The sequence below is a fragment of the Acidovorax sp. Root275 genome (genome assembly GCF_001428965.1).
In the GTDB taxonomy this organism is placed as follows: Bacteria; Pseudomonadota; Gammaproteobacteria; order Burkholderiales; family Burkholderiaceae_C; genus Acidovorax; species Acidovorax radicis.
The window spans coordinates 469,624-492,920 of sequence record NZ_LMJH01000008.1 but is presented as its reverse complement, the minus strand read 5'-3'; the positions used below and the strand labels follow the sequence as shown (position 1 = coordinate 492,920).

General features: G+C 67.7%; 21 protein-coding genes. 16 read left to right on the top strand and 5 right to left on the bottom strand.

Annotated elements, in window-relative coordinates; genetic code table 11:
* Nucleotides 1-79: 79 nt before the first annotated feature.
* Nucleotides 80-2,410 carry a hypothetical protein gene (locus tag ASE52_RS12370; protein WP_082606853.1) on the bottom strand — a complete coding sequence of 777 codons (2,331 nt, stop codon included), beginning with the start codon at nucleotides 2,408-2,410 and terminating at the stop codon, nucleotides 80-82.
* Nucleotides 2,411-2,663: 253 nt separating this feature from the next.
* A complete protein-coding gene (locus tag ASE52_RS12365) occupies nucleotides 2,664-3,311 on the bottom strand; it encodes a YitT family protein (RefSeq protein ID WP_057227210.1) in 648 nt (215 codons plus the stop codon).
* Between the two features lie 408 nt (nucleotides 3,312-3,719).
* Here ASE52_RS12365 and ASE52_RS12360 point away from each other — a divergent pair, with 408 nt between their 5' ends.
* A complete protein-coding gene (locus ASE52_RS12360) occupies nucleotides 3,720-5,387 on the top strand; it encodes a SulP family inorganic anion transporter (protein WP_057227207.1) in 1,668 nt (555 codons plus the stop codon).
* Between the two features lie 12 nt (nucleotides 5,388-5,399).
* Here the strand turns inward: ASE52_RS12360 and ASE52_RS12355 are convergent, their stop codons facing one another.
* Nucleotides 5,400-5,912, bottom strand: coding sequence for a hypothetical protein (locus tag ASE52_RS12355; protein WP_057226457.1), 513 nt, complete (start codon nucleotides 5,910-5,912; stop codon nucleotides 5,400-5,402).
* 43 nt (nucleotides 5,913-5,955) lie between these two features.
* Between ASE52_RS12355 and ASE52_RS12350 the strand changes: the two genes are divergently transcribed.
* The 9 genes from ASE52_RS12350 (at nucleotide 5,956) to bioF (ending at nucleotide 13,530) form a co-directional block, all read left to right on the top strand.
* Nucleotides 5,956-6,162 (top strand): DUF3460 family protein, encoded by a 207-nt coding sequence (locus ASE52_RS12350; RefSeq protein WP_010463244.1) that lies wholly within the window; start codon nucleotides 5,956-5,958, stop codon nucleotides 6,160-6,162.
* A gap of 123 nt (nucleotides 6,163-6,285) precedes the next feature.
* Entirely contained in the window at nucleotides 6,286-7,083 is a 798-nt protein-coding gene (locus ASE52_RS12345; protein ID WP_241777011.1) for a ScpA family protein, read from the top strand.
* A 67-nt stretch (nucleotides 7,084-7,150) separates the two neighbouring features.
* Nucleotides 7,151-8,770, top strand: coding sequence for an L-aspartate oxidase (gene nadB, locus ASE52_RS12340; RefSeq protein WP_057226454.1), 1,620 nt, complete (start codon nucleotides 7,151-7,153; stop codon nucleotides 8,768-8,770).
* Nucleotides 8,767-9,402 (top strand): 7-carboxy-7-deazaguanine synthase, encoded by a 636-nt coding sequence (gene queE / locus ASE52_RS12335; RefSeq protein ID WP_057226452.1) that lies wholly within the window; start codon nucleotides 8,767-8,769, stop codon nucleotides 9,400-9,402. Before nadB ends, queE begins: the two co-directional genes overlap by 4 nt.
* Before the next feature lie 26 nt (nucleotides 9,403-9,428).
* Nucleotides 9,429-9,803, top strand: coding sequence for a 6-carboxytetrahydropterin synthase (locus tag ASE52_RS12330; RefSeq protein ID WP_057226451.1), 375 nt, complete (start codon nucleotides 9,429-9,431; stop codon nucleotides 9,801-9,803).
* A gap of 82 nt (nucleotides 9,804-9,885) precedes the next feature.
* Entirely contained in the window at nucleotides 9,886-10,266 is a 381-nt protein-coding gene (gene panD, locus ASE52_RS12325; RefSeq protein WP_057226449.1) for an aspartate 1-decarboxylase, read from the top strand.
* A 2-nt stretch (nucleotides 10,267-10,268) separates the two neighbouring features.
* Entirely contained in the window at nucleotides 10,269-11,597 is a 1,329-nt protein-coding gene (bioA, locus tag ASE52_RS12320; protein ID WP_057226447.1) for an adenosylmethionine--8-amino-7-oxononanoate transaminase, read from the top strand.
* Nucleotides 11,594-12,265 carry a dethiobiotin synthase gene (gene bioD / locus ASE52_RS12315; RefSeq protein WP_057226445.1) on the top strand — a complete coding sequence of 224 codons (672 nt, stop codon included), beginning with the start codon at nucleotides 11,594-11,596 and terminating at the stop codon, nucleotides 12,263-12,265. The genes bioA and bioD overlap by 4 nt, the downstream gene beginning before the upstream one ends.
* Complete coding sequence (gene bioF, locus ASE52_RS12310) at nucleotides 12,262-13,530, top strand: 8-amino-7-oxononanoate synthase (protein ID WP_057226443.1); 1,269 nt, start codon at nucleotides 12,262-12,264, stop codon at nucleotides 13,528-13,530. Before bioD ends, bioF begins: the two co-directional genes overlap by 4 nt.
* Before the next feature lie 66 nt (nucleotides 13,531-13,596).
* Here the strand turns inward: bioF and ASE52_RS12305 are convergent, their stop codons facing one another.
* The gene (locus tag ASE52_RS12305) at nucleotides 13,597-14,355 is read right to left on the bottom strand and encodes a carbonic anhydrase family protein (RefSeq protein ID WP_010463232.1); all 759 of its coding nucleotides are present in this window, start codon (nucleotides 14,353-14,355) and stop codon (nucleotides 13,597-13,599) included.
* 256 nt (nucleotides 14,356-14,611) lie between these two features.
* Here ASE52_RS12305 and ASE52_RS12300 point away from each other — a divergent pair, with 256 nt between their 5' ends.
* The 5 genes from ASE52_RS12300 to ASE52_RS12280 all read left to right on the top strand — a co-directional run bounded on the left by ASE52_RS12300 (nucleotide 14,612) and on the right by ASE52_RS12280 (nucleotide 18,856).
* Nucleotides 14,612-15,217 carry a response regulator transcription factor gene (locus ASE52_RS12300; RefSeq protein ID WP_057226441.1) on the top strand — a complete coding sequence of 202 codons (606 nt, stop codon included), beginning with the start codon at nucleotides 14,612-14,614 and terminating at the stop codon, nucleotides 15,215-15,217.
* Entirely contained in the window at nucleotides 15,214-17,010 is a 1,797-nt protein-coding gene (locus ASE52_RS12295) for a hybrid sensor histidine kinase/response regulator (protein WP_057226439.1), read from the top strand. Before ASE52_RS12300 ends, ASE52_RS12295 begins: the two co-directional genes overlap by 4 nt.
* A 153-nt stretch (nucleotides 17,011-17,163) precedes the next feature.
* Complete coding sequence (locus ASE52_RS12290) at nucleotides 17,164-17,556, top strand: MAPEG family protein (protein WP_081474639.1); 393 nt, start codon at nucleotides 17,164-17,166, stop codon at nucleotides 17,554-17,556.
* The gene (locus ASE52_RS12285) at nucleotides 17,544-18,434 is read left to right on the top strand and encodes an alpha/beta hydrolase (RefSeq protein ID WP_057226437.1); all 891 of its coding nucleotides are present in this window, start codon (nucleotides 17,544-17,546) and stop codon (nucleotides 18,432-18,434) included. The genes ASE52_RS12290 and ASE52_RS12285 overlap by 13 nt, the downstream gene beginning before the upstream one ends.
* A gap of 62 nt (nucleotides 18,435-18,496) precedes the next feature.
* Nucleotides 18,497-18,856, top strand: a complete 360-nt coding sequence (locus ASE52_RS12280; protein ID WP_057226436.1) for a 5-carboxymethyl-2-hydroxymuconate Delta-isomerase — start codon at nucleotides 18,497-18,499, stop codon at nucleotides 18,854-18,856.
* Between the two features lie 147 nt (nucleotides 18,857-19,003).
* On the opposite strand, the gene ASE52_RS12275 is transcribed toward ASE52_RS12280, so the two are convergent.
* Nucleotides 19,004-20,815 (bottom strand): chorismate-binding protein, encoded by a 1,812-nt coding sequence (locus ASE52_RS12275; protein WP_057226434.1) that lies wholly within the window; start codon nucleotides 20,813-20,815, stop codon nucleotides 19,004-19,006.
* A gap of 253 nt (nucleotides 20,816-21,068) precedes the next feature.
* Between ASE52_RS12275 and ASE52_RS12270 the strand changes: the two genes are divergently transcribed.
* The gene (locus ASE52_RS12270) at nucleotides 21,069-23,294 is read left to right on the top strand and encodes a TonB-dependent siderophore receptor (RefSeq protein WP_057226432.1); all 2,226 of its coding nucleotides are present in this window, start codon (nucleotides 21,069-21,071) and stop codon (nucleotides 23,292-23,294) included.
* Nucleotides 23,295-23,297: the final 3 nt, after the last annotated feature.

Here is a 23,297-nt window from a genome sequence, read left to right as displayed (position 1 = left end):
GGGGCGCTGGGGGCCGCAGCACCACCACCAGGCAATGAAGGAAGGGGCAGGACATCCACCAGCCCCGCTCCTCAAAGCGTCAGTACAGGTACACCGCGCCCGCGTTGGTTCTGCTTTCGTCGATCTGGTTGCCACCAACTCCGTTCGACCCGCCGTCTTCCGTCGATGCACCCACGGCCAGCGTGGTGCCGTCACCGGATATCGCAACGCGGCCGCCGAACCGGTCCCCGGCGCCGGTGTTGGGGGCCTTCAGGTAGGTTTGCTGCGCCCAGGAGCCGGCGCTGCGGCGAAACACCAGCACAGCGCCTGCATCGACTGCCGCGGTGTCGGCCTGGTCTCCATTGAATCCGCGCGCACTGCTGTTGTCCCGGTACGACGGCACCACCAGCGTGTTGCCGTCGCTGGACATGGCCAGGTTGTTCCCGAAACGGTGGGGCGCGCGGGTATTGGAGGCCTTCAAATAGGCCTGTGCCTGCCAGGCGCCGCCTGCACGGATGAACACGAACACCGCTCCCGAGTTGGTGGCCAGCGTGTTGCTCGCGGGGGGCACCACGAAAACGCCAGTGTGGTTGCTGCTGTCTCCGTCCATTCCCACGGCCAGCGTATTGCCGTCGCCCGACAGCTGGACCGCCACGCCGAAGCGGTCCTGCGCCAGGGGTTGCGGAGCCTTCAGGTAGGCCTGCTGCGACCACGTGCCCGCGTTGCGCTCGAACACGTAGGCCGCTCCGGCATTGGCCAGCGTGTCGTCCGCCGGATTGCTTGCGAAGGCGCTGCGCTCAAAGAAGGCCCCCACCGCCAAGGTGTCACCCGACCCGGACACACTGAGGTAGATCCCGAAGAAATCTCCCGCCCCCGCGTTGGAGGCCTTGAGGTAGCCTTGCTGTGCCCAGCTGGTGCCTGTGCGGGTAAAGACATAGGCAGCCCCAGACGCGGAATAGGCGGCGTTGCCGTGCACTCCGGTCAAGTCGCCATCCTCGTTGTAGGCGCCAACCGCCAAGGTGTTGCCGTCGTTCGAGAGGGCGACGAATGAACCGAAAAGATCGTCCGCATCCGCGTTGTTCGCCTTGATGAAGGCCTGCTGCGACCAGGATGCACCCGTGCGGGCATACACGTAGACGGCACCTGAGTTGCTGGCCAGGTTGTTGGTGGCCGGCATCGTCGAAAAGGTGCCCTTCTGATCGCCGCTTTCGCCGTCCGCGCCGATGGCCAGCGTATTGCCGTCGGCAGACAAGGCCAGGGCGTTGCCAAAATAGTCGTTGGCCTCGCCATTGGGGGCCGCAATGCGCGCCTGCTGCGACCACGTGGCGCCGCTCTTCGTGAAAACGTACACCGCGCCGGTGTTGCCGCCCTCGCCATAGGCCCCCACGGCCAGCGTGGTGCCGTTGCCGGACAAGGCCACACGGTTTCCGAACCGACCTTCGACCGTGGTGGTGGAAGCCTTGAAGTAGCCAACGGCACGCACCATGTCCGCAGCCACGGAGGCCGATGGGGCGCTGCACCCGCCCGCGTTGCAGGCGCGCACCGTGTACGTGGCATTCAGCCGCTCGTGCAACAGCCCCCGTATGGCGTAGGTCACCCCGGTGGTAGCCGTCGAGCCGATCTGCGCGGGTGCCAGCGGGCCCGGGCCGTCCGGGTCTTCGTACACCGTGTAGCTGGTGGCGCCGGGCGCCGAGGTCCAGGAAAAGACCAGTGCCTTCGTCCCATAGGCAATGCCCAGGCCACCCGGCGTGGAGGGCGCCGGCACAGGTGGGGGCGGAGGTGGCGGAGGGGGAGGCGAAGTTACCGTGCGGCAAAGCACCCGCACCTGAGTCACTGGCGCCACCACAGCCCCGGTGGCAGCATCCACCGTGCAAACCTGGTCCGCTGGCTGTTCGCGCACCGTCACGGCATAGGGGCTGCCGTGGGACAGCGGAGATGCAAAACTGAAAACGCCATTGGCTGCCACCATCAGGTCCGCGGCGCCGTTGAGCCGCAAGGTCACGACGCCAAGCAACCCCGTGATCGATCCGCCGACGGTGTAGGTATGGGTGGTGCAGGCCACCAGGATATTGGTGACCGGGCCTGCCACCACGCCCGAGCCGTTTTCCACAACGCAGGTCTGCCCGGCGGGCTGGGTCCGCACAACGATGTGATAAGCCTCGCCCTGCGAAATGCTGGTGGCATAGCTGCCGCTGGCCGTGATGGTCAGGTCCGCTCCCGTGCCATTGGCCAGGATGAGCGTGCCGACCAGCCCCGTCACGGTGCCGCCCACGGAATGTTGCGCCACGGGTGGCGGTGGTGGGGGCGCAACGGGGTCTTCGCCAGCGCCACACGCCATCAGGACTCCACTCACCACCGGAAGGAACAGCCTTGCCGCCCCGGCAAGCCTTGCCCACAGCGCCTCGGCTCTGGCAGAAAAAGTTCGATACATCAGGGGTTCTCCGGGCACGTGAACGGGGTGGGCGCTTCACCCCCTCAGAAAGCGCGGGCGAATCCGGCTCCCGTGGTGCAGGTTCAGGCGGGGTGACAGGGACTCTAGTGCGGGTGGACGTGCCAACGCACCCCCACTGAAGCAGGGTTGACAGATGGAATTGAATCGACCACCGGGGTTTCGCAGGGGCTCAAAACCCGGGGACCCGTTCACGATCTGAGGCAGGCAGCCGCCGCGCTGGCAGCCCCCGCCCTCAGTGGCCCACGTAACGCCCTGGCCGGTGGCTGATCCACAAGAACCCGCTCATCACCAGCACGGCCAGCACCGAATACGCCACGCGGTCCACCGGCACCACAAACAGCGCCAGCAGCACCACGGTGCCATCGATCATCATCTGCACCTTGCCCGCGCGCATGCCGTAGCGGGCCTGCAGGTACAGCGACACCACCGTGGCCCCACCGAGGCTGGAGCGGTGGCGCGCCAGAAACAGGCAGCCCGTGCCCAGCAGCAGCCCGCCCAGCAACGAGGCGAACAGCGGGTTCAGGTAGTCCACATGCATCACATGCGGGAACAGCTCGGTCAGCAGCGACAGCAGGGCCACGCAAACAAAGGTCTTGATCGTGAACTCGCGCCCCATGCGCGTCCAGGCAAACCAGTAGAACGGCAGGTTGACCACAAAGAACAGCTTGCCGAACGAGACGCCGGTGATGTAGTGCAGCAAGAACGCCGCGCCCGCCGTGCCGCCCACCAGCAGCCCCGCCTGGTTGAACAGCATGAGCGCCATGGCGACAAACAGCGTGCCGGCAAACAGCGCCTGCACATCCTCGAACGCGCCGTGGCGCAGGGTGGTGGCATCGGCGGCGGCGTTGGGCTCTGCAGCGGGGACGGGGGTGTCGGTCATGGTGTGGGGGTCGGGCAATCGTCCAATCAAGCCGCACAAGGCGGGGGCCGGGAAGGCAATCCAAGATCAGCAAGCAATATGCCAGGGAGCGCGGGCGCCGCCCCTGCCTAGCAGCATGTGGGCGGGTAAATTTCTAAGCTTTTTTAGCCTCCATCGCTTATTGGTATTCGTTAGTTTGCTATCTATTTTGCAAATCCATCGACACCCAAGCCGCCCGGCGCGGACCCCGGGAGCGGGCGCATTCGGCACGCAATGTGCTTGGTCTGCGCACAGATTCCGCCCCATTGCACTCCGCACCCGGCTCACTACACTGAAGTCTGCCTCGCACTGATCCGGTTGTGGCTGCATCCCGGCGGTGCCGATGCCCTGGGCCGCCGCAGAGCCCCCGACAAGAAAGTGCCCGCCACCATGCAGTTTTCACTCGCCTTCCACCCCCGCTTGCTCGATGCGCTGCGCGGCTACGACAAGGGCCGATGGCTGGCCGACGTGGGGGCGGGAGTGACGGTGGGCATCGTGGCGCTGCCGCTGGCCATGGCGTTTGCGATTGCCAGCGGGCTCAAGCCCGAAGCGGGGTTGTGGACGGCGATCATCGCGGGCTTTCTGATCTCGGCCCTGGGGGGCACCAACGCGCAGATTGGCGGGCCGGCCGGGGCGTTCATCGTCATCGTCTACGGCATCGTCGAGCGCTATGGCGTGGCCAATTTGCTGATCTCCACGGCCTGCGCGGGCGTGCTGCTGGTGTTGCTGGGGCTCTTCAGGCTGGGCACGCTGGTGCGTTTTGTGCCGGTGAGCATCGTGATCGGCTTTACCAACGGCATTGCGGTGCTGATCGCGCTGTCGCAGGTGAAGGACTGGCTGGGGCTGTCGATTGACCGCATGCCGGGCAATTTTTTCTCGCAGGTCGGCACGGTGGCGCAGCACCTCGACAGCTTCAACCCCTATGCGTTTGGGTTGGGCGCAGCCTGTGTGGCCGGGCTGTTCCTGTGGCCCAAACTGATGATGAAAGGCTCGCCCATGATGCAGGTGCTGGAGCGGCACACCGTGCGCAGCTTTGCGCGCGTGCCTGCGCCGGTGGTGGCCCTCGTCACGCTGAGCCTGCTGGCCTGGGGCATGGAGTTTCCGGTGGAGACGATTGGCTCGCGGTTTGGCGGCATTCCACAGGCGCTGCCGGTGTTCGAACTGCCCGATTTTTCGTGGGAGACGGTGCGGCTGCTCGTCACGCCCACGCTCACCATCGCGCTGCTGGGCGCCATCGAATCGCTGCTGTGCGCCCGCGTGGCCGACCAGCTGGCCACCGATCCACACCACAAGAAACACGACCCCAATCAGGAACTGGTGGCCCAGGGCCTGGCCAACCTGGTGGTGCCGTTTTTTGGCGGCATGCCCGCCACGGGCACCATTGCACGCACGGTGACCAACATCCGCTCAGGCGCCACATCGCCCATTGCAGGCATGGTGCACGCCGCCACGCTGGCGGTGATCGTGCTGGTGGCCGCGCCGCTGGCGCTGCACATTCCACTGGCGGTGCTGGCGGGCATCCTGCTGTATGTGGCCTGGAACATGGGGGAGTGGCACGAGTTCGTGCGCCTCAAGCACTTCAGCAACCACTACCGTCTGCTCATGCTGGGCACGTTTTTCCTCACGGTGGTGTTCGACCTCACGGTGGCGGTGGAGGTGGGCCTGTTCATGGCCTGCGCGCTGTTTGTGCGGCGCATGAGCGGGCTCTTTCGCGTGGTGCGCCAGCCGGAACCTGAAGGCGCCCCGGCCCGGGGGCGGCCCACGGCCACCTGGCGCCTGCACGGCGCGCTGTTCTTCGGAGCCGCCGCCAAGATCGACCCCATCCTCCAGGCCGTGGAGGCCGGCCCGCCGGGCATGGACGTGGTGCTGGACGCGAGCGAACTGGTGGCGCTGGACACCACGGGGCTCGACGCTCTGGCCCAGATCCTCAAGGCGGTGGCCGCACGCGGCGGGCGGCTGCGCCTGGTGCACCTGCACGAGCAGCCGCGCTCGCTGATCGAGCGTTCGGGCTTTGCCGCCCGGCTGGCGGCGCAGGGGCTGGAAGACCTGCCGGTGTGATCGTCTGCGGCGCTACTTGCCGCCCTTGAACTCCGGCGCATCCAGGTCCGCGCCCGTCTGGGTGCGCAGCACCACCTGGTCGGGCCCGTAGACCACGGTGAACACCTTGGCCTGGTTCGGCGCCTCCAGGTAGCGCCAGTCGGCGTGGGTTTCCCGCTTCAATTCGTAGGGCGTGACCTTGGCGGGCTTGCCCAGCAGGCGGCGCACCTCGTCCATGCGCGTGCCGGGCACCACGCGCGCAAAGTTCTCGGGGGCGAGCACCTGGCGCAGCGCCGTCATGCGGCCGTCGCCGCCGATGGTGATCATGTAGTTGACCTGGCCTGCAGGCTGGCGGTTGTACTCCAAGGTGCGGGCTCCGCCGGCTTCGTCCCACACGTTTTCGGGGGCGCCAAAGCGGTCTCGCACATCGGCCTCGGTAGAGACGCCGGGCTGCAGTTCGCTGATGCGCTGCGGGTCGCAGGCGGTGAGCGCCAGCAGGGAAAAGGCGGCGGCGGCCAAGGCAGCGGCGCGATATATCAAGGGCATAAGTCGGTCCCGGTAAAATCCATGGCAAAGAGGTTAACAGTCCATGTCCATTTTCCGCCGCCCCGACTACCAGTCCGACACCACCCAGTTCATCAACCAGCTCAAGGCTAGCCGCCCCGAGCTGGACCAACAGCAGCAAGCAGGCCGCGCTTTGCTGTGGGACAAGAACGTGGACCGCAAGGTCTGGGGCGAATACCGCGACGGCCAGGTGCCCCAGAAGCCCTACGTCTACCAGACGAACGCTGAATAAGCACCCAATTGGCCTCCAGCGCTTAGCCATCAAGCGCTGATAGCTCACTTTTCAATAGCATTCATGACCACCGCGAACGCAGCGGCCCATTCGCCCAGCGCGCCCGCGCTGGATGCGGCGGGCATGCCCGTGGTGGTCGATCAGGTGGCGCTGGCGCGCCTGTATGGCGAGCCGCTGTTTGCGCTGCCGCAGGACCTTTACATCCCGCCCGATGCGCTCGAAGTCTTCCTGGAAGCCTTTGAAGGCCCGCTCGATCTGCTGCTGTACCTGATCCGAAAGCAGAACTTCAACATCCTCGACATCCCCATGGTGGGGGTGACCAAGCAGTACCTGGCGTATGTGGACGAGATCCGCAGCCGCAACCTGGAGCTGGCGGCCGAGTATTTGCTGATGGCGGCGATGCTGATCGAGATCAAGTCGCGCATGCTGCTGCCGCCCAAGAAGCAGGCCGAAGGCGAAGAGCCTGAAGACCCGCGCGCCGAGTTGGTGCGCCGCCTGCTCGAATACGAGCAGATGAAGATGGCCGCAGCCCGCCTGGGGCAGATGCCGCAGTACGGCCGCGACTTCCTGAAAGCCCAGGTCTACATCGAGCAAAGCCTGCAGCCGCGCTTCCCGGACGTGCATGTGGTGGAGCTGCAGGACGCCTGGCGCGACATCCTGAAACGCGCCAAGCTCGTGCAGCACCACAGGATCACGCGCGAAGAACTCTCGGTGCGCGAATACATGAGCATGGTGCTCAAGACACTGCAAGGCCGCCGCTTTGTGGAGTTTGAAGAACTCTTTGAGCCCGAAAAAGGCAGCACCGTGCTGGTGGTGACCTTCATTGCGCTGCTGGAGCTGGCCAAAGAGACACTGATCGAGATCACGCAGGCCGAGGCCTTCGCCCCCATCTACGTGCGCCTCGCCTACACGCCGGCCTAGGCTGGCCCCACTGTTCACCGCCCTGGCCGGTGGCCGTGGCGCTACTCCCATTCCTCACCCGCAAGCCATGGCATCCCACGACTTCGACGTTCTCATCGTAGGCAGCGGCCTCGCCGGCCTCTCGGCCGCTTTGCACCTGGCGCCCACGCACCGCGTGGCCGTGATCACCAAGCGCACGCTGCAGGATGGCTCCAGCGGTTGGGCCCAGGGCGGCATTGCCGCCGTGCTGGCCGATGACGACAGCTTTGCCGCCCACATCGAGGACACGCTGGTGGCGGGCGCGGGCCTGTGCGACCTGGCCACCACACGCTTCGTGGTGGAAAACGCACCCGCCTCCATCGCCTGGCTGCGCGAGCTGGGCGTGCCCTTCACGCTCGAAGGCGACCAGCTGCACCTGACCCGCGAAGGCGGGCACAGCGCGCGCCGCATTGCCCATGTGACCGACGCCACCGGCGCGGCGGTACAGCGCACGCTGATCGATGTGGTGCGCGCCACGCCCGGTATCACGCTGTTCGAGCAGCACACGCTGGTGGACCTGATCACCACACGCAAGCTGGGCTTGCCGGGTAACCGCTGCCTGGGCCTGTACGCGCTCGACAGCGACACCGACGAGGTCGTGACCTTCCGCGCGCCGCAGACCATTCTGGCGACGGGCGGCGCGGGCAAGGTGTACCTGTACACCACCAACCCCGACACCGCCACGGGCGACGGCATTGCTGCCGCCTGGCGCGCGGGCTGCCGCGTGGCCAACATGGAGTTCATCCAGTTCCACCCCACGGGGCTGTACCACCCGCACGAAAAGTCCTTCCTCATCAGCGAGGCGGTGCGGGGCGAAGGCGGAAGGCTGCTGCTACCCCCTTCGGCGGGCGGCACGCGCTTCATGCTGGACCACGACCCACGCGCCGAGCTGGCCCCGCGCGACGTGGTGGCCCGCGCCATCGACTTCGAGATGAAGAAACACGGCCTGGACTGCGTGCACCTCGATATCTCGCACCAGAGCCCGGCGTTTTTGCAGGAGCATTTTCCCAACATCCTTGCGCACTGCGCGTCGCTGGGCATCGACATCACCAAAGAGCCCATCCCCGTGGTGCCCACGGCGCACTTCACCTGCGGCGGCGTGCTGACCGACCTGGCCGGCCGCACCGACCTGCCGGGCCTGCACGCCGTGGGCGAGGTGGCGTGCACCGGCCTGCACGGCGCCAACCGGCTGGCCAGCAACTCGCTGCTCGAATGCATGGTGTTCGCACGCGCCGCAGCCCAGGCCATTGCCGCGGCGCCGGCGGCCGAGCTGCCCGCCCTGCCCGCCTGGGACGACAGCCGCGTGACCGATGCCGACGAGTGCGTGGTCATCTCGCACAACTGGGACGAGCTGCGCCGCTTCATGTGGGACTACGTGGGCATCGTGCGCACCAACAAGCGCCTGGAGCGCGCCGCGCACCGCATCGCCACGCTGCAGGGCGAGATCAACGAGTTCTACGCCCACTTCCACGTCACGCGCGACCTGCTGGAGCTGCGCAACCTGGTGCAGGTGGCCGACCTCATCGTGCAGAGCGCGCAGATGCGCCGCGAAAGCCGGGGCCTGCACTTCAGCCGCGACTACCCCGAGCTGGCCGCGCCCGCTGCGCCCACCATCCTGGTACCTCCGGTAGCCCGGCGCACCGCCGAGAAACCAAGCCTGCGGCCATGACATACAGCGTCAAGGAAATCTTCTACACCCTGCAGGGCGAAGGCGGCCAGGCGGGTACGCCCGCCGTGTTCTGCCGCTTTGCGGGCTGCAACCTCTGGACCGGCCGCGAGCAGGACCGCACGCAGGCCGTCTGCCAATTCTGCGACACCGACTTCGTCGGCACCGACGGCACGCTGGGCGGCAAGTTCGAGACAGCCGCCGCTTTGGCCGAGCTGATCGCTGCGCAATGGCCTGCGGGCGCGGGCCACCGGCTGGTGGTGCTGACCGGTGGCGAGCCCCTGCTGCAGGTGGACGCTGAACTCATCGACGCGCTGCACGCGCAGCAATTTCGCATCGCCGTGGAGAGCAACGGCACGGTGAAAGCGCCTGAGGGCATTGACTGGCTGTGCATCAGCCCCAAGGCCGGCGCGCCGTGGGTTCAGCGCAGCGGGCAGGAGCTGAAACTCGTGTGGCCCCAGCCGGGCTTTGACTTGCAGGCGCTGGAGCAAGGCACACAGTTCACCCACCGCTTTCTGCAGCCCATGGATGGCCTGCTGCAGCGCCAGAACACCGCCACCTGCATTGATGCCTGCATGGCCAACCCCGCGTGGCGCCTGAGCCTGCAGACCCACAAGCTCACCGGCATCCGGTAAGCGGACCTTCTTTGTTGTCGTTGTCTATGTTGTTCACCATCTCCCAGCGGTTCTTCTTCGACGCCGCCCACACCCTGCGCCGTGAGATCGAGGCCGAAGGCAGCCGCCGCGTGCACGGCCACACCTACTACGCCGAGGTCTCGCTCAGTGGACCACTCGACCCCGCCACCGGCATGGTGCTGGACCTGGGCCTGCTGCGCCGGGGCCTGGAGGTGGTGCGCGAGCAGCTCGACCACCACATGCTGGACGACGTGCCGGGCCTGGGCACACCCACGCTCGAGAACCTGTGCGTCTTCATCGCCCAGGCCCTGCCTTCCGAACTTCGCCCCCGCGTGAGCCGCGTGCGCGTGTGGCGCGAAGCACTGGGTGACAGCTGCGTGCTCGATTTTTCTGTCCATTGACCCTGCCGCCCGCCCCGCGTGCCTTCAAGCACTGGCGCTGTCTGCCGTCACCCTTTCAACGTCTTCATCGCAAGGAAGTCCGATGTTCCGCACCCTGCTCAAATCCAAGATCCATCGCGTCGCCGTGACCCAGTGCGAGCTGCATTACGAGGGCTCATGCGCCATCGACGAGGAACTGCTCGACGCTGCCAACATTGCCGAAAACGAGCAAATCCACATCTGGAACATCAACAATGGCGAACGGTTTGTCACCTACGCCATCAAGGGCCAGCGCGGCAGCGGGATGATCTCGGTGAACGGCTCGGCCGCGCGCCGCGCATCCGCAGGCGACCTGATCATCATCGCGGCCTTCGCCCAGGTGCATGAGGACCAGGTGCCCACCCACCAGCCCCAGCTGGTGTTTGTGGACGACCACAACCGCCAGACCGAACTGCGCCACGCCGTGCCCACCCAAGTGGTCTGAACATGCAGCCCACGCACGACGGGCTCGTGGCCCGCAGCCTCGCCAGCGTCTGGCACCCCTGCACGCAGATGAAGCGGCACGAGGCCCAGCCCCCCGTGGCCATCGCCCGCGCGCAGGGCCCGTGGCTGTACGGCACCGACGGCCGGCGCTACCTGGATGGCATCAGCTCCTGGTGGGTCAACCTGTTCGGCCACAGCCACCCGCACATCCAGGCTGCGCTGGTGGACCAGTTGGGCCGGCTCGACCACGTGATGCTCGCGGGCTTCACGCACGCGCCGGTGGTGGAGCTTTCCGAGCGCCTGGCTGCGCTCACCGGCCTGGGCCACGCGTTCTACGGCAGCGACGGCGCGGCGGCCACCGAGATCGCGCTGAAGATGAGCGCACACTACTGGCGCAACACAGGGCGCCCCGCCAAAAGCCGCTTCGTGGGCCTGGCTGGGGGCTACCACGGCGAGACGGTGGGCGCGCTGGCCGTGACCGACATCGCCATCTTCCGCGAGGCCTATGCCCCGCTGGTGCGCCTGGCCGACACCGTGCCCAGCCCTGATGCACGCGGCGCCGGGCCGGGCGAGAACGCTGAAGATGTGGCACGGCGCGCCATTGCCGCGCTGGAAATCTGGCTGGCCGAGCACCACGAAACCACGGCCGCACTCATCGTCGAACCGCTGGTGCAGTGCGCCGCCGGCATGGCCATGCACAGCCCCGAATACCTGCGCCTGGCGCGCGCGCTGTGCAGCCGCTACGAGGTGCATCTGGTGGTGGACGAGATCGCCGTCGGCTTTGGCCGCACCGGCACGATGTTCGCGCACCAGCAGGCGGGCGTCCGGCCGGATTTCATTTGTCTGTCCAAAGGACTCACGGGCGGCACGCTGCCCCTGTCGGCCGTGCTGACCACCGATGGGGTGTACGCCGCGTTCTACGACGACGATGTGGCGCGGGGCTTTCTGCATTCGCACTCGTACACAGGCAACCCGCTGGCCTGCCGCGCGGCGCTGGCCACGTTGGAACTGTTCGACGAGCTCGATGCCCTGAACGCCAACGCGACCCTGGCACTGCGCCTCGACGCCGCCTGTGCGCCTCTCACCCACCATCCGCGCGTGCGCCATGCGCGCCGTCTGGGGATGATCTGGGCCTGGGACATTGATACGGCAGCCCCCGACTTTGCACGCCGCTACCACCAGCACGCCATGGCGCGTGGGCTGGTGCTGCGGCCTATTGGAAATACGTTGTATGCCATGCCACCCTATGCGCTGGATGAAGAGGCCGTGCAGTGCCTTGCCAGCGGTGCGCTCGACGCACTGAACGCCACCCTGCAGGAGGAGAACCCATGATTGGATGTTTTGTCACCGGTACCGACACAGGCGTCGGCAAGACGCTGGTGTCCACCGGCCTGCTGCACGCCCTCGCGCCGCACCACCCCCGCGTGGTCGGCATGAAGCCCGTGGCGGCCGGCGTGGTGCCCTGGGGCGAGGACTGGGCCAGCGAGGACGCCATCGCACTGCGCTCGGCCTCCACCCTGGCCGTGGCACCCGAGCTGGACAACCCCGTTCTGCTGCTCGACCCGCTCTCGCCCCACATCGCGGCAGAACGCGCCGGGGTGCAGATCGACATCGCCGCCATCGTGCGCAGCTACCAGGCTCTGGCCGCGCAGGCCGATGCGGTGGTGGTGGAGGGCGCGGGGGGCTTTCATGTGCCGCTGACCAACACCCAGACCGGCGCCGACCTGGCCCAGGCCCTGGCGCTGCCGGTGGTGCTGGTGGTGGGCCTGCGCCTGGGCTGCCTCAACCACGCGCTGCTCACGGCCGAAGCCATTCGCACGCGCGGCCTCACCCTGGCCGGTTGGGTGGCCAACCGTGTGGACCCCGAGATGGACGCCACCGACGAGAACATCGCCTACCTGCGTGCGCGCCTGGGCGCACCGCTGCTGGCCGAGGTGCCTTACCAGGACCTGCCCGATGCGCGCAGCCTGGTGTTTGAGCTCCCCGGAGAATGGCTATGACGCAGGAATCCCACCCCACATCCTGGCTCGACGAGATTCCGGGGCGCCTGGCCGACATCGAGCGCGCGCACCTGCTGCGCCGCCGCCGCGTGGTGGTGCCCGCAGAGGGTGCCCGCCTGTTGGTGGACGGCCAGCCCATGCTGGCCTTTTGCAGCAACGACTACCTGGGCTTGGCCAGCCACCCAGCGCTGGCCGAGGCTGCCCGCGACGCCACGCACACCTTTGGCGTGGGCTCGGGCGGCTCGCCCCTGGTCAGCGGCCACAGCGCCGCCAACGATGCGCTCGAGCACGACCTGGCCGCCTTTGTGCAACTGCCCCGTGCGCTGTACTTTTATGCGGGCTATGCCACCAACACCGGCATCATCCCGGCGCTGGTGGGCGATGGTGATGCGCTGTTTTCCGATGCGCTCAACCACGCCTGCCTGATTGACGGTGCCCGCCTGTCGCGCGCCACCATCCACCGCTACCCCCATGCCGACCTGGCCGCGCTGGAGGCACAGCTCGCCGCCAGCCCCGCACGGCGCAAGCTGGTGGTCAGCGATGCCGTCTTCAGCATGGATGGCGATCTGATCGACATCCCGGCACTGCTGGGACTGTGCGAGCGCCACGACGCACTGCTGCTGCTGGACGACGCCCATGGTTTTGGCGTGCTGGGCCCCCAAGGGCGCGGCAGCCTCGCGCAGGCGGGCCTGACGGGCGCCACGGCATCGCGCCGGGTGCTCTACATGGCCACGCTGGGCAAGGCAGCGGGCGTGGCTGGCGCCTTTGTGGCGGGAGATGCTGCACTCATTGAATGGCTGCTGCAGAAAACCCGCACCTACATCTTTGCCACGGCCGCGCCACCCCTGCTGGCGAGCGCGTTGCGCAAAAGCCTGGAGCTGATCGCGGCGGCAGACGACCTGCGGGAGGGGCTGCGCCAGCGCATTGTGCAATTGCGCGAAGGCCTGGCGACGCTGCCCCCGGAACTGGGCTGGCACCTGCTGCCGTCCCACACGGCGGTGCAGGCGCTCATCATCGGCAGCAACGAAGCAGCCCTGGCCGTGATGGAAAGCCTGCGCCGCCAAGGCCTGTGGGTGCCGGCCATCCGCCCGCCCACGGTGCCCGTGGGCACGGCCCGGTTGCGCATTGCGCTGTCGGCCGCCCACACGGCGGCCGATGTGGAGGAGTTGCTGGCCGCGCTGGCAACCCATGCGGCCGACTGTGTGGCGGCTCGCCCACAAAAAACCGCAGGCACCAGCATGGCGCCTGCGGCCGCTGCAGCCTGACTATGGCCTGCACATCGCCTGAAGGCTCAGTCGACCCCTGGAAACCAGGAGGTCGGCTGAGCACCGTCAGGCGCTTTCCTTCACCACCCGTCCGTTGAGCGGCTGCAGCGGCCGCGCGTTGGCGTTGTAAAGCTGGCGAAACGCCTTGATCTGCTGGGCGCCCAATTTCACAGGCTCCTTGAGCACCATCCACTGAACCCCCTCAGAACAGGGCGGCGTGGTCAATGATCCGGCAAAGCTGTAGTAGCCCTTCTTGGCAGGCAAGAGGGTGCTGGCATCCAGGCTCAGGCCATCGACCGTCACCTGCTCACCCACACGCGGCAAGTGCGCAAAGATGGGCGCCCAGGCCGCGTTGGTCTTGCCGGTCTGGAGCAGCACCGCCACCACGCCCAGCCCACCGTCCGCGCCCTTGTGCACAAAGTGCGCCACCATGGCCGCATGCTTGCCACCAATGGCCTCCTCGCTGGGGGTGTGGAAGTGGAACTGCAGCAGGTCCATCGGCTTGCCATCCACCACCAGTTTGCTGCCCGCGGGCATGTTCACCTGCACGGTATGCCCGTTGTTGACCAGTGTGGGGGCACCGGCCGCGTACTGGAAGTCCAGCGCGGGCAACGCCTCTTTCACGGTCTTGCGAATGTCGATGGGGCTCTGCGCCGCACCGCGCGCGCAGGCCTCGAAGCCTGGCTCCAGCGCCCCCCAGTGGGTGGCGCCGTGTTTGCCCTTGTACTCCCAATGCGGGTGAGCCCCTTGGGCACCGGCCCAGGTGGCCGCACACAGCGCCAGGGCAGCCACGGTGGTGTGTCGAATCAATGTTTGGTATTTCATGGTTTTATTGAAGACAGGTGAGGAAAATGCTGCAGCCTGCCTGCATATTGGCCCCGAGCACAGCGGCCCCTTCGGATTTCGCCCTGGAAGGCTTCTGGCAACACGGCAGCAACACACAAACCGGCACACAACGCGGGCCCCACAACGCGCAGGGCCGCCCGGATTCTGAGCAAACGGCTTGCCGTACGGCAACAGAAATTGCACAAGGCCCTGATGCCGTGTCAAACAAGCCACGGCGTACACCACAATCCCCGGCATGAAACTCCTGCTGGTGGACGACCACCCCCTGTTCTGTGTGGGCTTCGCGTACGCGCTTGCCCAGGCGCTGCCGGCTGCGCAGGTACTGACCGCGTCCACGCTGGACGCTGGGCTGCAGGCGGCAGCGGGCGAGCAGGACCTGGACCTGGTGCTGCTGGACCAGCGCCTGGGCGCCCACACCGGCCTGGAGGGCCTGCGGCTTTTTGCCGCGCAGTTCCCGCTCGTCGCCCGCGTACTGATATCGGGCGACGAAGACCCCGCGCTGGCTGCGGCGGCGCGTGGCGCCGGGGCGAGCGGCTTTCTTGGAAAATCACAGCCCGTGCCCGCACTGGCGGCCGCGCTGCAGCGCATTGCCGAAGGGGGCGTGGTGTTTGATATTCCAGCACCTCCGCAGGCCAGCGCCGCCCCCACCCCCACAGCTCGGCAGCGCGAGGTGTTGCAGTTGGTGGCCCTGGGGCACCCCAACAAGCGCATCGCGCAGGAACTGGGTATCGCCGAACGCACCGTCAAGCTCCACGTCACCGCGTTGCTGGACACCCTGCAGGCGCGCAACCGCACCCACCTGCTGGTGGTGGCCCGCACACAAGGGTTGCTGCACCGATGACACGGTCCGAACCCGCAGCCGCAGCCGTGGCCGTGGACGCCGAGGCCCTGGACACGCTGTACCGAGGCGCGCCGATGGCCGCCCTGGTGGGGGTGGTGGAGGCTTTTTTCCTCAGCGTGCTGTTCTGGCGCGATGTGCCTGCAACTTCCATCGCCTGGTGGCTGGTCGCGTTTGCGGCCGTGCGCGGTCTGCGCATCGGCCTGGGCCTGGCGTACCGCCGTGCGGGGGCGCTGCAGCCGGGCCGCAACGCCTTCTGGGCCCGCTGCGTAGTGGCCAGCGCACTGGCCCAGGCGCTGGCCTGGGGGGCCGGCAGCTGGGTACTGCTGGCCCCCCACAACGTGGTGGCCGAGATGGCCTTGCACATTGGCCTGGCCGCCGTGGTGCTGGGCAGCGTCACGCACCTGGCCCACCACCTGCCTGCACTGGCAGCCTATGCCGCCGGTGTGTTCGGCCCGCTGGCCCTGCGCGATGTGCTGGTGGGCCAGCCTCTGCACTATGCGCTGGCGCTGGCCTCGGGGCTGATGGCCTGGTATGTGTGGCGCAACGGCCGGGCGCAGGCGCATACGCTTGCGCAAGCCCGCGCACAACGCCAGGAGAAGCTGGCCCTGATCGATGCCTTGCAGCGCGAAAACGAAGCCACCCGGCAGGCACGCGCCGACGCCGAGGCCGCACATGCCTCCAAGGCCCGCTTTCTGGCCACCGTCAGCCATGACCTGCGCCAACCCCTCAATGCCCTGGGGCTGCTCTCACACACGCTGCGCCACGCCCCCACCGCCGCTACACCCGGCAGGGTGCAGGAGTTGTCTGGCGCCATCGCCGAATGTGTGGGCAGCATGGGAGCTCTGGTGGAGGGCCTGCTGGAACTGTCGCGGCTGGATGCACGCAGCCTCACACCCCGGCCCACGGCCTTTGCGCTGCAGGGCCTGTTCGATGAAATGACCGGCAACTTTGCTGCCATGGCGCATGAAAGGGGGCTGGACTTGCAGGTTGCCACCACCCCGGCCACCGTGTGGGGCGACCGCGCCCTGCTGGCACGTGTGTTGTCCAACCTGGTGTCCAACGCCATCCGCTACACGCCCGCAGGGTTCGTGCGCGTTGACGCTGTGCAGGAGGGCGGAGCCCTCACCCTGGCCGTGCATGACTCGGGCGTGGGCATGGAGGCTGCCGAGTTGCCGCGCATCTTTGACGAGTACTACCAGATCGACAACCCGCAGCGCAACCGTAGCCAGGGGCTGGGCCTGGGGCTGGCCACCGCCAAACGGCTGAGCGACCTGCTGGGGCTCGACCTCGCGGTGCAATCCACCCTCGGTCATGGCAGCTGCTTCAGCCTGCGCCTTCCCTTGGCGAAGCCCGCCCCTGCCGCCCCACTGCAGGCACAGCCCGCCGAGGCCACCACACCCGCGCGCCTCGCGGGGCGGCGGATTCTGGTGCTCGAAGACGATGCGGATTCGCGCAAGGCGCTCTGCGGGCTGCTGGCGTCCTGGGGCTGCGCCGTGGTCGAGGCCGGCGATCTGGCGGCCGCCCTGGCGCTGATGCCCCGTGCGGACACCGCCGCAGACCCCATCGACGCCCTGGTGGTGGATCTGCGCCTGCCCGGCGCAGACGACGGGGTAACAGCGATCGCACGCCTGCGCCAGGCCCTGGGCAGCCCCGCACCGGCCCTGCTGGTCACGGCCGATGCCCACCAGGCCGACGTGCAGCAGCGGGCCACGGCGGCCGGCCTGCCCCTGCTGCCCAAGCCCATTGCGCCGATGAAGCTCCGGGCCTTTCTGCAAAGCCACCCGCCGGGCTGACCACCCCACCACGGGTGGCGTGCTCCCTCCACGCGCGCCCACCCATGCAAGCCACTGTGGTGGGTGCACACACCTGCCCTTTGGTGCTATTGGCGATCGCGCCGGGGCTTTCTAAGCTGGTGGCTTCTTAACCGACATCCACCCCATTCATCCATGTCCACCCTTAGCTTGGCAGCCACCACCTTGGTCACGCTGGCGCTGCTGTTGACGGCCCTGTCCCTTCACGTGTCGCGCCTGCGCCTGCGCTACCGGCAGACCTGGGGAGATGGAGGCCACAAGGATCTGGCTGCGGCCATCCGCACGCATGGCAACACGCTGGAACAGTCGATGCTGTTCGGCCTGCTCCTGCTGGCCCACGCGCAGCTCCACAGTGCAACGCCCGGGGCGCTGGCGGTGGCCTGCGCGGGTTTTGTGTTGGCGCGGCTGCTCTATTGCATGGGCGCCTTGACCCGGCGGCTGGCGTGGCGGCAGGCCGCACACGCCTTCACGCTGCTCACCCAACTCACGGCCACGGCGCTGCTGGCACACACCGCATGGACCGCCTGACGCCCGCGCTTCGGCACTGGCAGGCCCAGGGCGGCATGGTCGCGCTGGGCGGCCATCGCCTGTTCGTGGCACAAGCGGGCCAACACGGCAGCGTGTTGCTGCTCATCCATGGCTACCCCACCAGCTCGTACGACTGGCATCCGCTGTGGGCGCCCCTGGCCACACGCCATCGACTCATCGCGCCGGACCTGCTGGGCATGGGCTTTTCCGACAAGCCCGCGGACCACACCTACGGCATCGAAAACCATGCAGACCTGCTGGAGGCGCTGCTGGACCGGCTGGGTGTGCAACAGGTACACATCGTCGCCCACGACCTGGGGGTGAGCGTGGCCCAGGAGATGCTGGCGCGGCGGCAGACACACCCATTGGCGCCACGCATCCAGTCGCTCACCCTGCTCAATGGCGGCGTCTGCCCCGAGGCGTACCAGCCACGCATGCTGCAGCACCTGCTGTCATCACCCTTGGGGCGCTGGATCGCACCGCGCATTCCCCAAAAAGCGTTCGAGCGCACCATCACGCGCCTCTTTGGCCCACAGACCCTTCCCTCCCCTGCGCTGCTGCAAGACTTCTGGGCGCTGGTCAACCACCACAACGGCCGCGCCATCAGCCACAAGACCGGGCGCTTCTACATCGACCGCATGGCCCTGCGGGACCGCCTGGTAGGGCCGCTGCTGCAGCACGTGGTGCCGGTGCGGCTGGTCAACGGCGCGGCCGACCCGAACTCGGGCGCCCACATGGCGGCGCGCTATTGCACGCTGGTGCCCGATGCCGACGTGGTGTCGCTGCCCGGCATCGGCCACTGGCCGCAGATCGAGGCGCCTGGCCAGGTGCTGCAGGCATTGGAAGAATTTTTGCAAAAGCACGACCAGAGCGGGTGACCCAGCAGAAGGGGTGGGGTCGGGGCCCTTAAACTGGTGCACTGCCCAAGACCGGAATCACCATGCCCCACCTCACCGTCGAATACTCCGCCAACCTGCCCCACTACCCCGAGGCCGAAACCCTCACCGCCCTGAACGCCACGCTGTGCGACCACCCCCAGGTGCAGGACGAAGCCGACCTGAAGACCCGCTTCATCGTGGCCGACAGCTTCGAGATCGGCACCGCCCCGGCGAACCGCGCTTTTGTGCACGCGAAGCTGCGCCTGCTCGCGGGCCGCACGCCCGAGGCCAAGAAGGAGCTCTCCGAACGCATCGCCGCCGTGCTGCGCGACCGCACGCCCAAGCCCCAGGGCGTGATGGTGCAGCTGAGCGTGGAAGTGGTGGACATGGACCGGGGCTCGTACGCCAAAGAACGGCTCTGAGCAAAAGCTGGAACAGGTTTTCAGAAACCTGGGCCGGTACGAAGGGCCTGGATTTTGATAAAAATCCGGCCCTGGCGCTTATCCAAAATCAATTGATAGCTATATTTTCAATAGCAAACAGATTCTGCGCACCCAATCCCAGGCGCCTCAGCCCTGGCCCGCGGCCACCAGCTCTGCCGCCAGCCAGCCACGCAGGCTGTTGATGAACGCCCAGCCCTGCACGCGGGGCAGGTCCTGCAGCCGCACCACGGCCTCCTCCACACGCCCCTCGCGCAGCGCCACCGCGCGGCCCACGCCGGGCAGCAGACCACAGGCCGGCGGCGGTGTGACCCAGCGGCCATCGAGCAGCAGGGCGATATTGCCGAAGGTACTTTCGGTGATCTCGCCCGCGTCGTTCCACAACACGGTGTCGAACACCCCCGGAGCCGTGGGCGCAAAGGCCGCGTAGTGGGCGCGGCGCGTGGTCTTGTAGCGCACGAATTCGCCGTGGGCCTCCGGTAGCGGGCTGCGCGCCAGCTGCAGGCGCACGGGCTCGGGCGTGGGGGCCAGTGCAAAGGCCTCGGCCCGGGGCTCGCCAGTGGCATTGAGCAGCAAACGCACACGCCAAGGGCCCGTGCCGTGCCCGGCGGCCAGCATCCTCAGGCACTGCGCAACCTTCTCGCCATCGAAGGGGTAGCCAAAATGCACCGCCGCTGCCTGCAGGCGCGCCAGGTGTTCGGGCAGATGCCGCCACTGGCCGTCCACCAGCGCCAAAGTTTCCAGCAGGTCAAAAGGCTGGCTGGCGCGCTCCACAAAGGCACGCTTGTGGCGCCACTCGTTCCATTCAGCGTCCGCTTGCGCGCCCGAGGTGATGCCACTGCCAATGCCGCAGGTGGCCTGGGTGTGGCCGCCTTCGGTGCGCAGCACCACGGTGCGGATGGGCACGTTGAAGGTGGCGGCCACGCGGTGCTGGCCATCCGCCCCGGCGGCACCCAGGGGCCGCACCACGCCCACGGCGCCGCAGTACACGCCGCGCGGCGCGGGCTCCACCGCATGGATCATCTGCATCGCGCGCACCTTGGGCGCACCGGTGATGGAGCCGCAGGGAAACAGCGCGGCAAACACCTCGGTGAGCGTAGTCCCCGGGCGCGTGCGGGCCCCCACATCGGACGTCATCTGCCACACGGTGGGCAGGGCCTCGGTGGCAAACAGCGTGGGCACACGCACGCTGTGCGGCAGCGCGATGCGGGATATGTCGTTGCGCAGCAGGTCCACGATCATCACGTTCTCGGCCCGCTCCTTGGGCGACGAGCGCAGGTGCGCGGCGTTGGCCACATCCTGCGCAGGCGTGGCGCCACGTGGCGCGGTGCCTTTCATGGGGCGCGCCAGGATGGCTCCACCCGCCGGGTCACCATGTGCACCGCTTTCCCAGTCAAAGAACAACTCGGGCGACACCGAAAGCACCTGTTCGCTGCCGGTGTCGATGAACGCGGCATAACCGCCGGGCTGTGAGCGCTGCAAGGCCTGGAACAAGGCCTGTGCACTGCCCTGCAGCAACGGGCCCGACAGCGGCGCGGTGTAGTTGACCTGGTACAGCTCGCCATCGCCGATGGCCTGGTGAATGCGGTCCAGGGCTGCATCGAATTCAGGGCGCGAGGGGCCCGAGGTCCACGCCACATGGGCGACATCGGCCGCGGCGTCCCCAGGCCACGGCAGCGCTTCGTCATAAACGGCAAACCAGGCCAGCGGCCCCTGGGCGGGATGCACCTGCAAGGCTGCATCGAAGGCCGGAGCCGCCTCGTAGCGCACGTAGCCCACGCACCATGCGCCCGTCTGCGCGGCAGCCTGCACGGCATCCAGAACGGGGCGCACCTCGGCCAGGTCACGGGCCGACAGCACGGCGCGGGGCGCGCGGAAGGCATGGCGAAGGCGGGGCGCTGACGGGACCAGCGCGGCACTGAAGTCGATGCAGGAATTCATGGAAATAGCAGGCGCGGCGGCAGCACCTTGAAGGAAACGGGCGCCTGCGGCAAACAAGGGCAGCCGCCTATCGTAAACGCCGCAGGGCACGGTTTCAGCGGAGGGTGGGCAGCGCGATCCTGTTGCAAGTGCAAGCAAAAAACCATCAAATGCGAATAATTCTTGTTTATAATTTTTACCCAACGGCGCATTGCCATGCGCCCCAAGCAGCCAGCCGTCGCCAGCCAGCCTCCTGCCCCCTCAAGGAACCACTGTGCTGCCACCGACCGTGCCAGGCTCTCTGCCTTCTTCTTCGTTGGACGCCGCTCGCGCGGCCCCCCTTCACCCCCTCGCAGCCGCCACACGGCTGGCGCTCGCCAGTCTGGTCACGGCCGGCATCATGGCCCCGGCAGGCGCTCAGACCGCCTCTCCGGACGCCGCCGACCGCCCTCGTGCCCTGCCCGAGGTCGAGGTCACGGCAGACAGCGATGCAGGGCTGCCCGCCCCGATCGGCAACGGACACACGGCGCGCGGCGGCCGGCTGGGGCTGCTGGGCAACACCGACACCCTGAACGCACCGCTCAGCGCCACCAGCTACACCTCGCAGATGGTGCAGGACCAACAGGCCGTCACCATTGCCGACATCGTGAAGAACGATTCGTCGGTCCGGCTCTCGGGCCACTCCGGCGACCAGCTGGACTCGTTCTTCATCCGCGGCTTCCCGGTGGGTGACCAGAACTCGGGCGAAATCGCCTTTGACGGCGTCTATGGCATCGCCCCCAACTACCGCGTGCTGGCCGACTACGCGGAGCGCATCGAGCTGGTCAAAGGGCCCGCAGCGCTGCTGTTTGGCATGTCCCCGGCCAGCAGCGTGGGCGGCACCATCAACATCGTGCCCAAGCGTGCCACCAGTGCCCCGCTGACACGGATCTCCGCCGACGTCGGCCCCTCCGCGCAGGGTGGCGGCCAGATCGACCTGAGCCGCCGGTTTGGCCCCGAACGCCAGTGGGGCGTGCGCATCAACGGCAGCCACCACCAAGGCGACACGCTGCTGGACAACCAGTCGCGCAAGGCGGACGTGGGAGCGATCGCGCTCGACTACCAGGGCGAACGGCTGCGCGCCACCGTGGACGCCATCGCGCAAAAGGAGAGTGTCGATGCGCCACAGCGCCGGCCGTTTCTGGCCGCGGGGGCCACGGCCGTCCCCGCAGCACCCGATGGCCGGCGCAACGTGAGCCAGCCGTGGGAATGGTTTGAAACCACCGACCGGTCCCTGCTGCTGCGCCTGGAATACGACCTGAACGACCAGACCACCGTGTTCGCCAACGCAGGCGGCGGGCGCACGCGGGTAGACCGGCTTTTTGGCAACCCCACCCTGCTCAATGTGCAGGGCGATACCAGCACGTTGCCGCAGCGCTTTCAGTTCGAGGTGGACCGGAGCACGGCGGACGCCGGGCTGCGCACCAAGTTTTCCACCGGCGGCGTCCGCCACACGGTCACGCTGCAGGCCAGCACCTACCACGACCGCCTGGGCCGTGGGTCCGTCAACGGCACCACCGTGTTGTCCAACATCTATGCACCAGTGAACAGTCCGGCGCAGAACGTGGCCGCCCCGGCCCAGGTCGCGCGGGTGGCCGACACCCAGCTGTCCAGCATCGCGCTGGCCGACACCCTGTCGATGCTGGACGACCGGGTGCAGGTGCTGCTGGGTGTGCGCCGCCAGCGTGTGGAGTCCGACAACTTCAACACCACCACGGGCGCCATCGCTTCGTCGTACGACCAGAGCGCAGTGACGCCGCTGGCGGGCCTGGTGGTCAAACCCTGGCAGAACGTGGCGCTTTACGCCAACTACATCGAAGGCCTGAGCAAGGGCGACATCGCGCCGGCCACGGCCTCCAACGCGGGTGAGGTGTTTGCGCCCTACAAGGCCAAACAAAAGGAAATCGGCGCCAAGTTCGAATGGGGCCGGATGATCAGCTCGCTGAGCCTGTTCGAGATCACCAAGCCCAGCGGCCAGCAGACCAGCGGCCTGTTTGCGGTGGATGCCAAGCAGCGCAATCGGGGCGTGGAGTGGAACGCCTCCGGCCGAGTGGTGCCTGGAGTCTCCGTCACCGGTGGCGTGACGCTGCTGCAGGGTGTGCTGAGCCAGACCAACAGCGCGACCACGCAGGGCAAGAAAGCCATCGGCGTCCCCTCGGTGCAGGCCAACCTGGGACTGGAATGGGATCTGCCCTGGGTACCCGGCCTGGCGCTGAGCGGGGGCATCACCCACACCGGCAAGCAGTATGTGGACCGCGCGAACACACTGGGCATTCCATCGTGGACCACCGCAGACCTGGGCGCCCGCTACCGCACACAGATCGGCGGCAAGCCCACGACGTTCCGCGCCAACCTGCGCAACGTGGCAGACCGCGCCTACTGGGCCAGCGTGTCGCAGTACGGCAGCCTGGTGCAGGGTGCGCCACGCTCCCTGGTGGTGTCGGCCACCGTTGATTTCTGAGGC

Bases quoted from the DNA above. Each gene is read 5' to 3' on its own strand.
- panD (WP_057226449.1), top strand. From the start codon at position 9,886: ATGTTCCGCACCCTGCTCAAATCCAAGATCCATCGCGTCGCCGTGACC.
- ASE52_RS12285 (WP_057226437.1), top strand. From the start codon at position 17,544: ATGGACCGCCTGACGCCCGCGCTTCGGCACTGGCAGGCCCAGGGCGGC.
- queE (WP_057226452.1), top strand. From the start codon at position 8,767: ATGACATACAGCGTCAAGGAAATCTTCTACACCCTGCAGGGCGAAGGC.
- ASE52_RS12330 (WP_057226451.1), top strand. From the start codon at position 9,429: ATGTTGTTCACCATCTCCCAGCGGTTCTTCTTCGACGCCGCCCACACC.
- ASE52_RS12300 (WP_057226441.1), top strand. From the start codon at position 14,612: ATGAAACTCCTGCTGGTGGACGACCACCCCCTGTTCTGTGTGGGCTTC.
- bioD (WP_057226445.1), top strand. From the start codon at position 11,594: ATGATTGGATGTTTTGTCACCGGTACCGACACAGGCGTCGGCAAGACG.
- ASE52_RS12360 (WP_057227207.1), top strand. From the start codon at position 3,720: ATGCAGTTTTCACTCGCCTTCCACCCCCGCTTGCTCGATGCGCTGCGC.
- ASE52_RS12350 (WP_010463244.1), top strand. From the start codon at position 5,956: ATGTCCATTTTCCGCCGCCCCGACTACCAGTCCGACACCACCCAGTTC.
- bioF (WP_057226443.1), top strand. From the start codon at position 12,262: ATGACGCAGGAATCCCACCCCACATCCTGGCTCGACGAGATTCCGGGG.
- ASE52_RS12305 (WP_010463232.1), bottom strand. From the start codon at position 14,355: ATGAAATACCAAACATTGATTCGACACACCACCGTGGCTGCCCTGGCG.
- bioA (WP_057226447.1), top strand. From the start codon at position 10,269: ATGCAGCCCACGCACGACGGGCTCGTGGCCCGCAGCCTCGCCAGCGTC.
- ASE52_RS12345 (WP_241777011.1), top strand. From the start codon at position 6,286: ATGCCCGTGGTGGTCGATCAGGTGGCGCTGGCGCGCCTGTATGGCGAG.
- ASE52_RS12290 (WP_081474639.1), top strand. From the start codon at position 17,164: ATGTCCACCCTTAGCTTGGCAGCCACCACCTTGGTCACGCTGGCGCTG.
- ASE52_RS12280 (WP_057226436.1), top strand. From the start codon at position 18,497: ATGCCCCACCTCACCGTCGAATACTCCGCCAACCTGCCCCACTACCCC.
- ASE52_RS12295 (WP_057226439.1), top strand. From the start codon at position 15,214: ATGACACGGTCCGAACCCGCAGCCGCAGCCGTGGCCGTGGACGCCGAG.
- nadB (WP_057226454.1), top strand. From the start codon at position 7,151: ATGGCATCCCACGACTTCGACGTTCTCATCGTAGGCAGCGGCCTCGCC.
- ASE52_RS12275 (WP_057226434.1), bottom strand. From the start codon at position 20,815: ATGAATTCCTGCATCGACTTCAGTGCCGCGCTGGTCCCGTCAGCGCCC.
- ASE52_RS12355 (WP_057226457.1), bottom strand. From the start codon at position 5,912: ATGCCCTTGATATATCGCGCCGCTGCCTTGGCCGCCGCCGCCTTTTCC.
- ASE52_RS12370 (WP_082606853.1), bottom strand. From the start codon at position 2,410: ATGTATCGAACTTTTTCTGCCAGAGCCGAGGCGCTGTGGGCAAGGCTT.
- ASE52_RS12365 (WP_057227210.1), bottom strand. From the start codon at position 3,311: ATGACCGACACCCCCGTCCCCGCTGCAGAGCCCAACGCCGCCGCCGAT.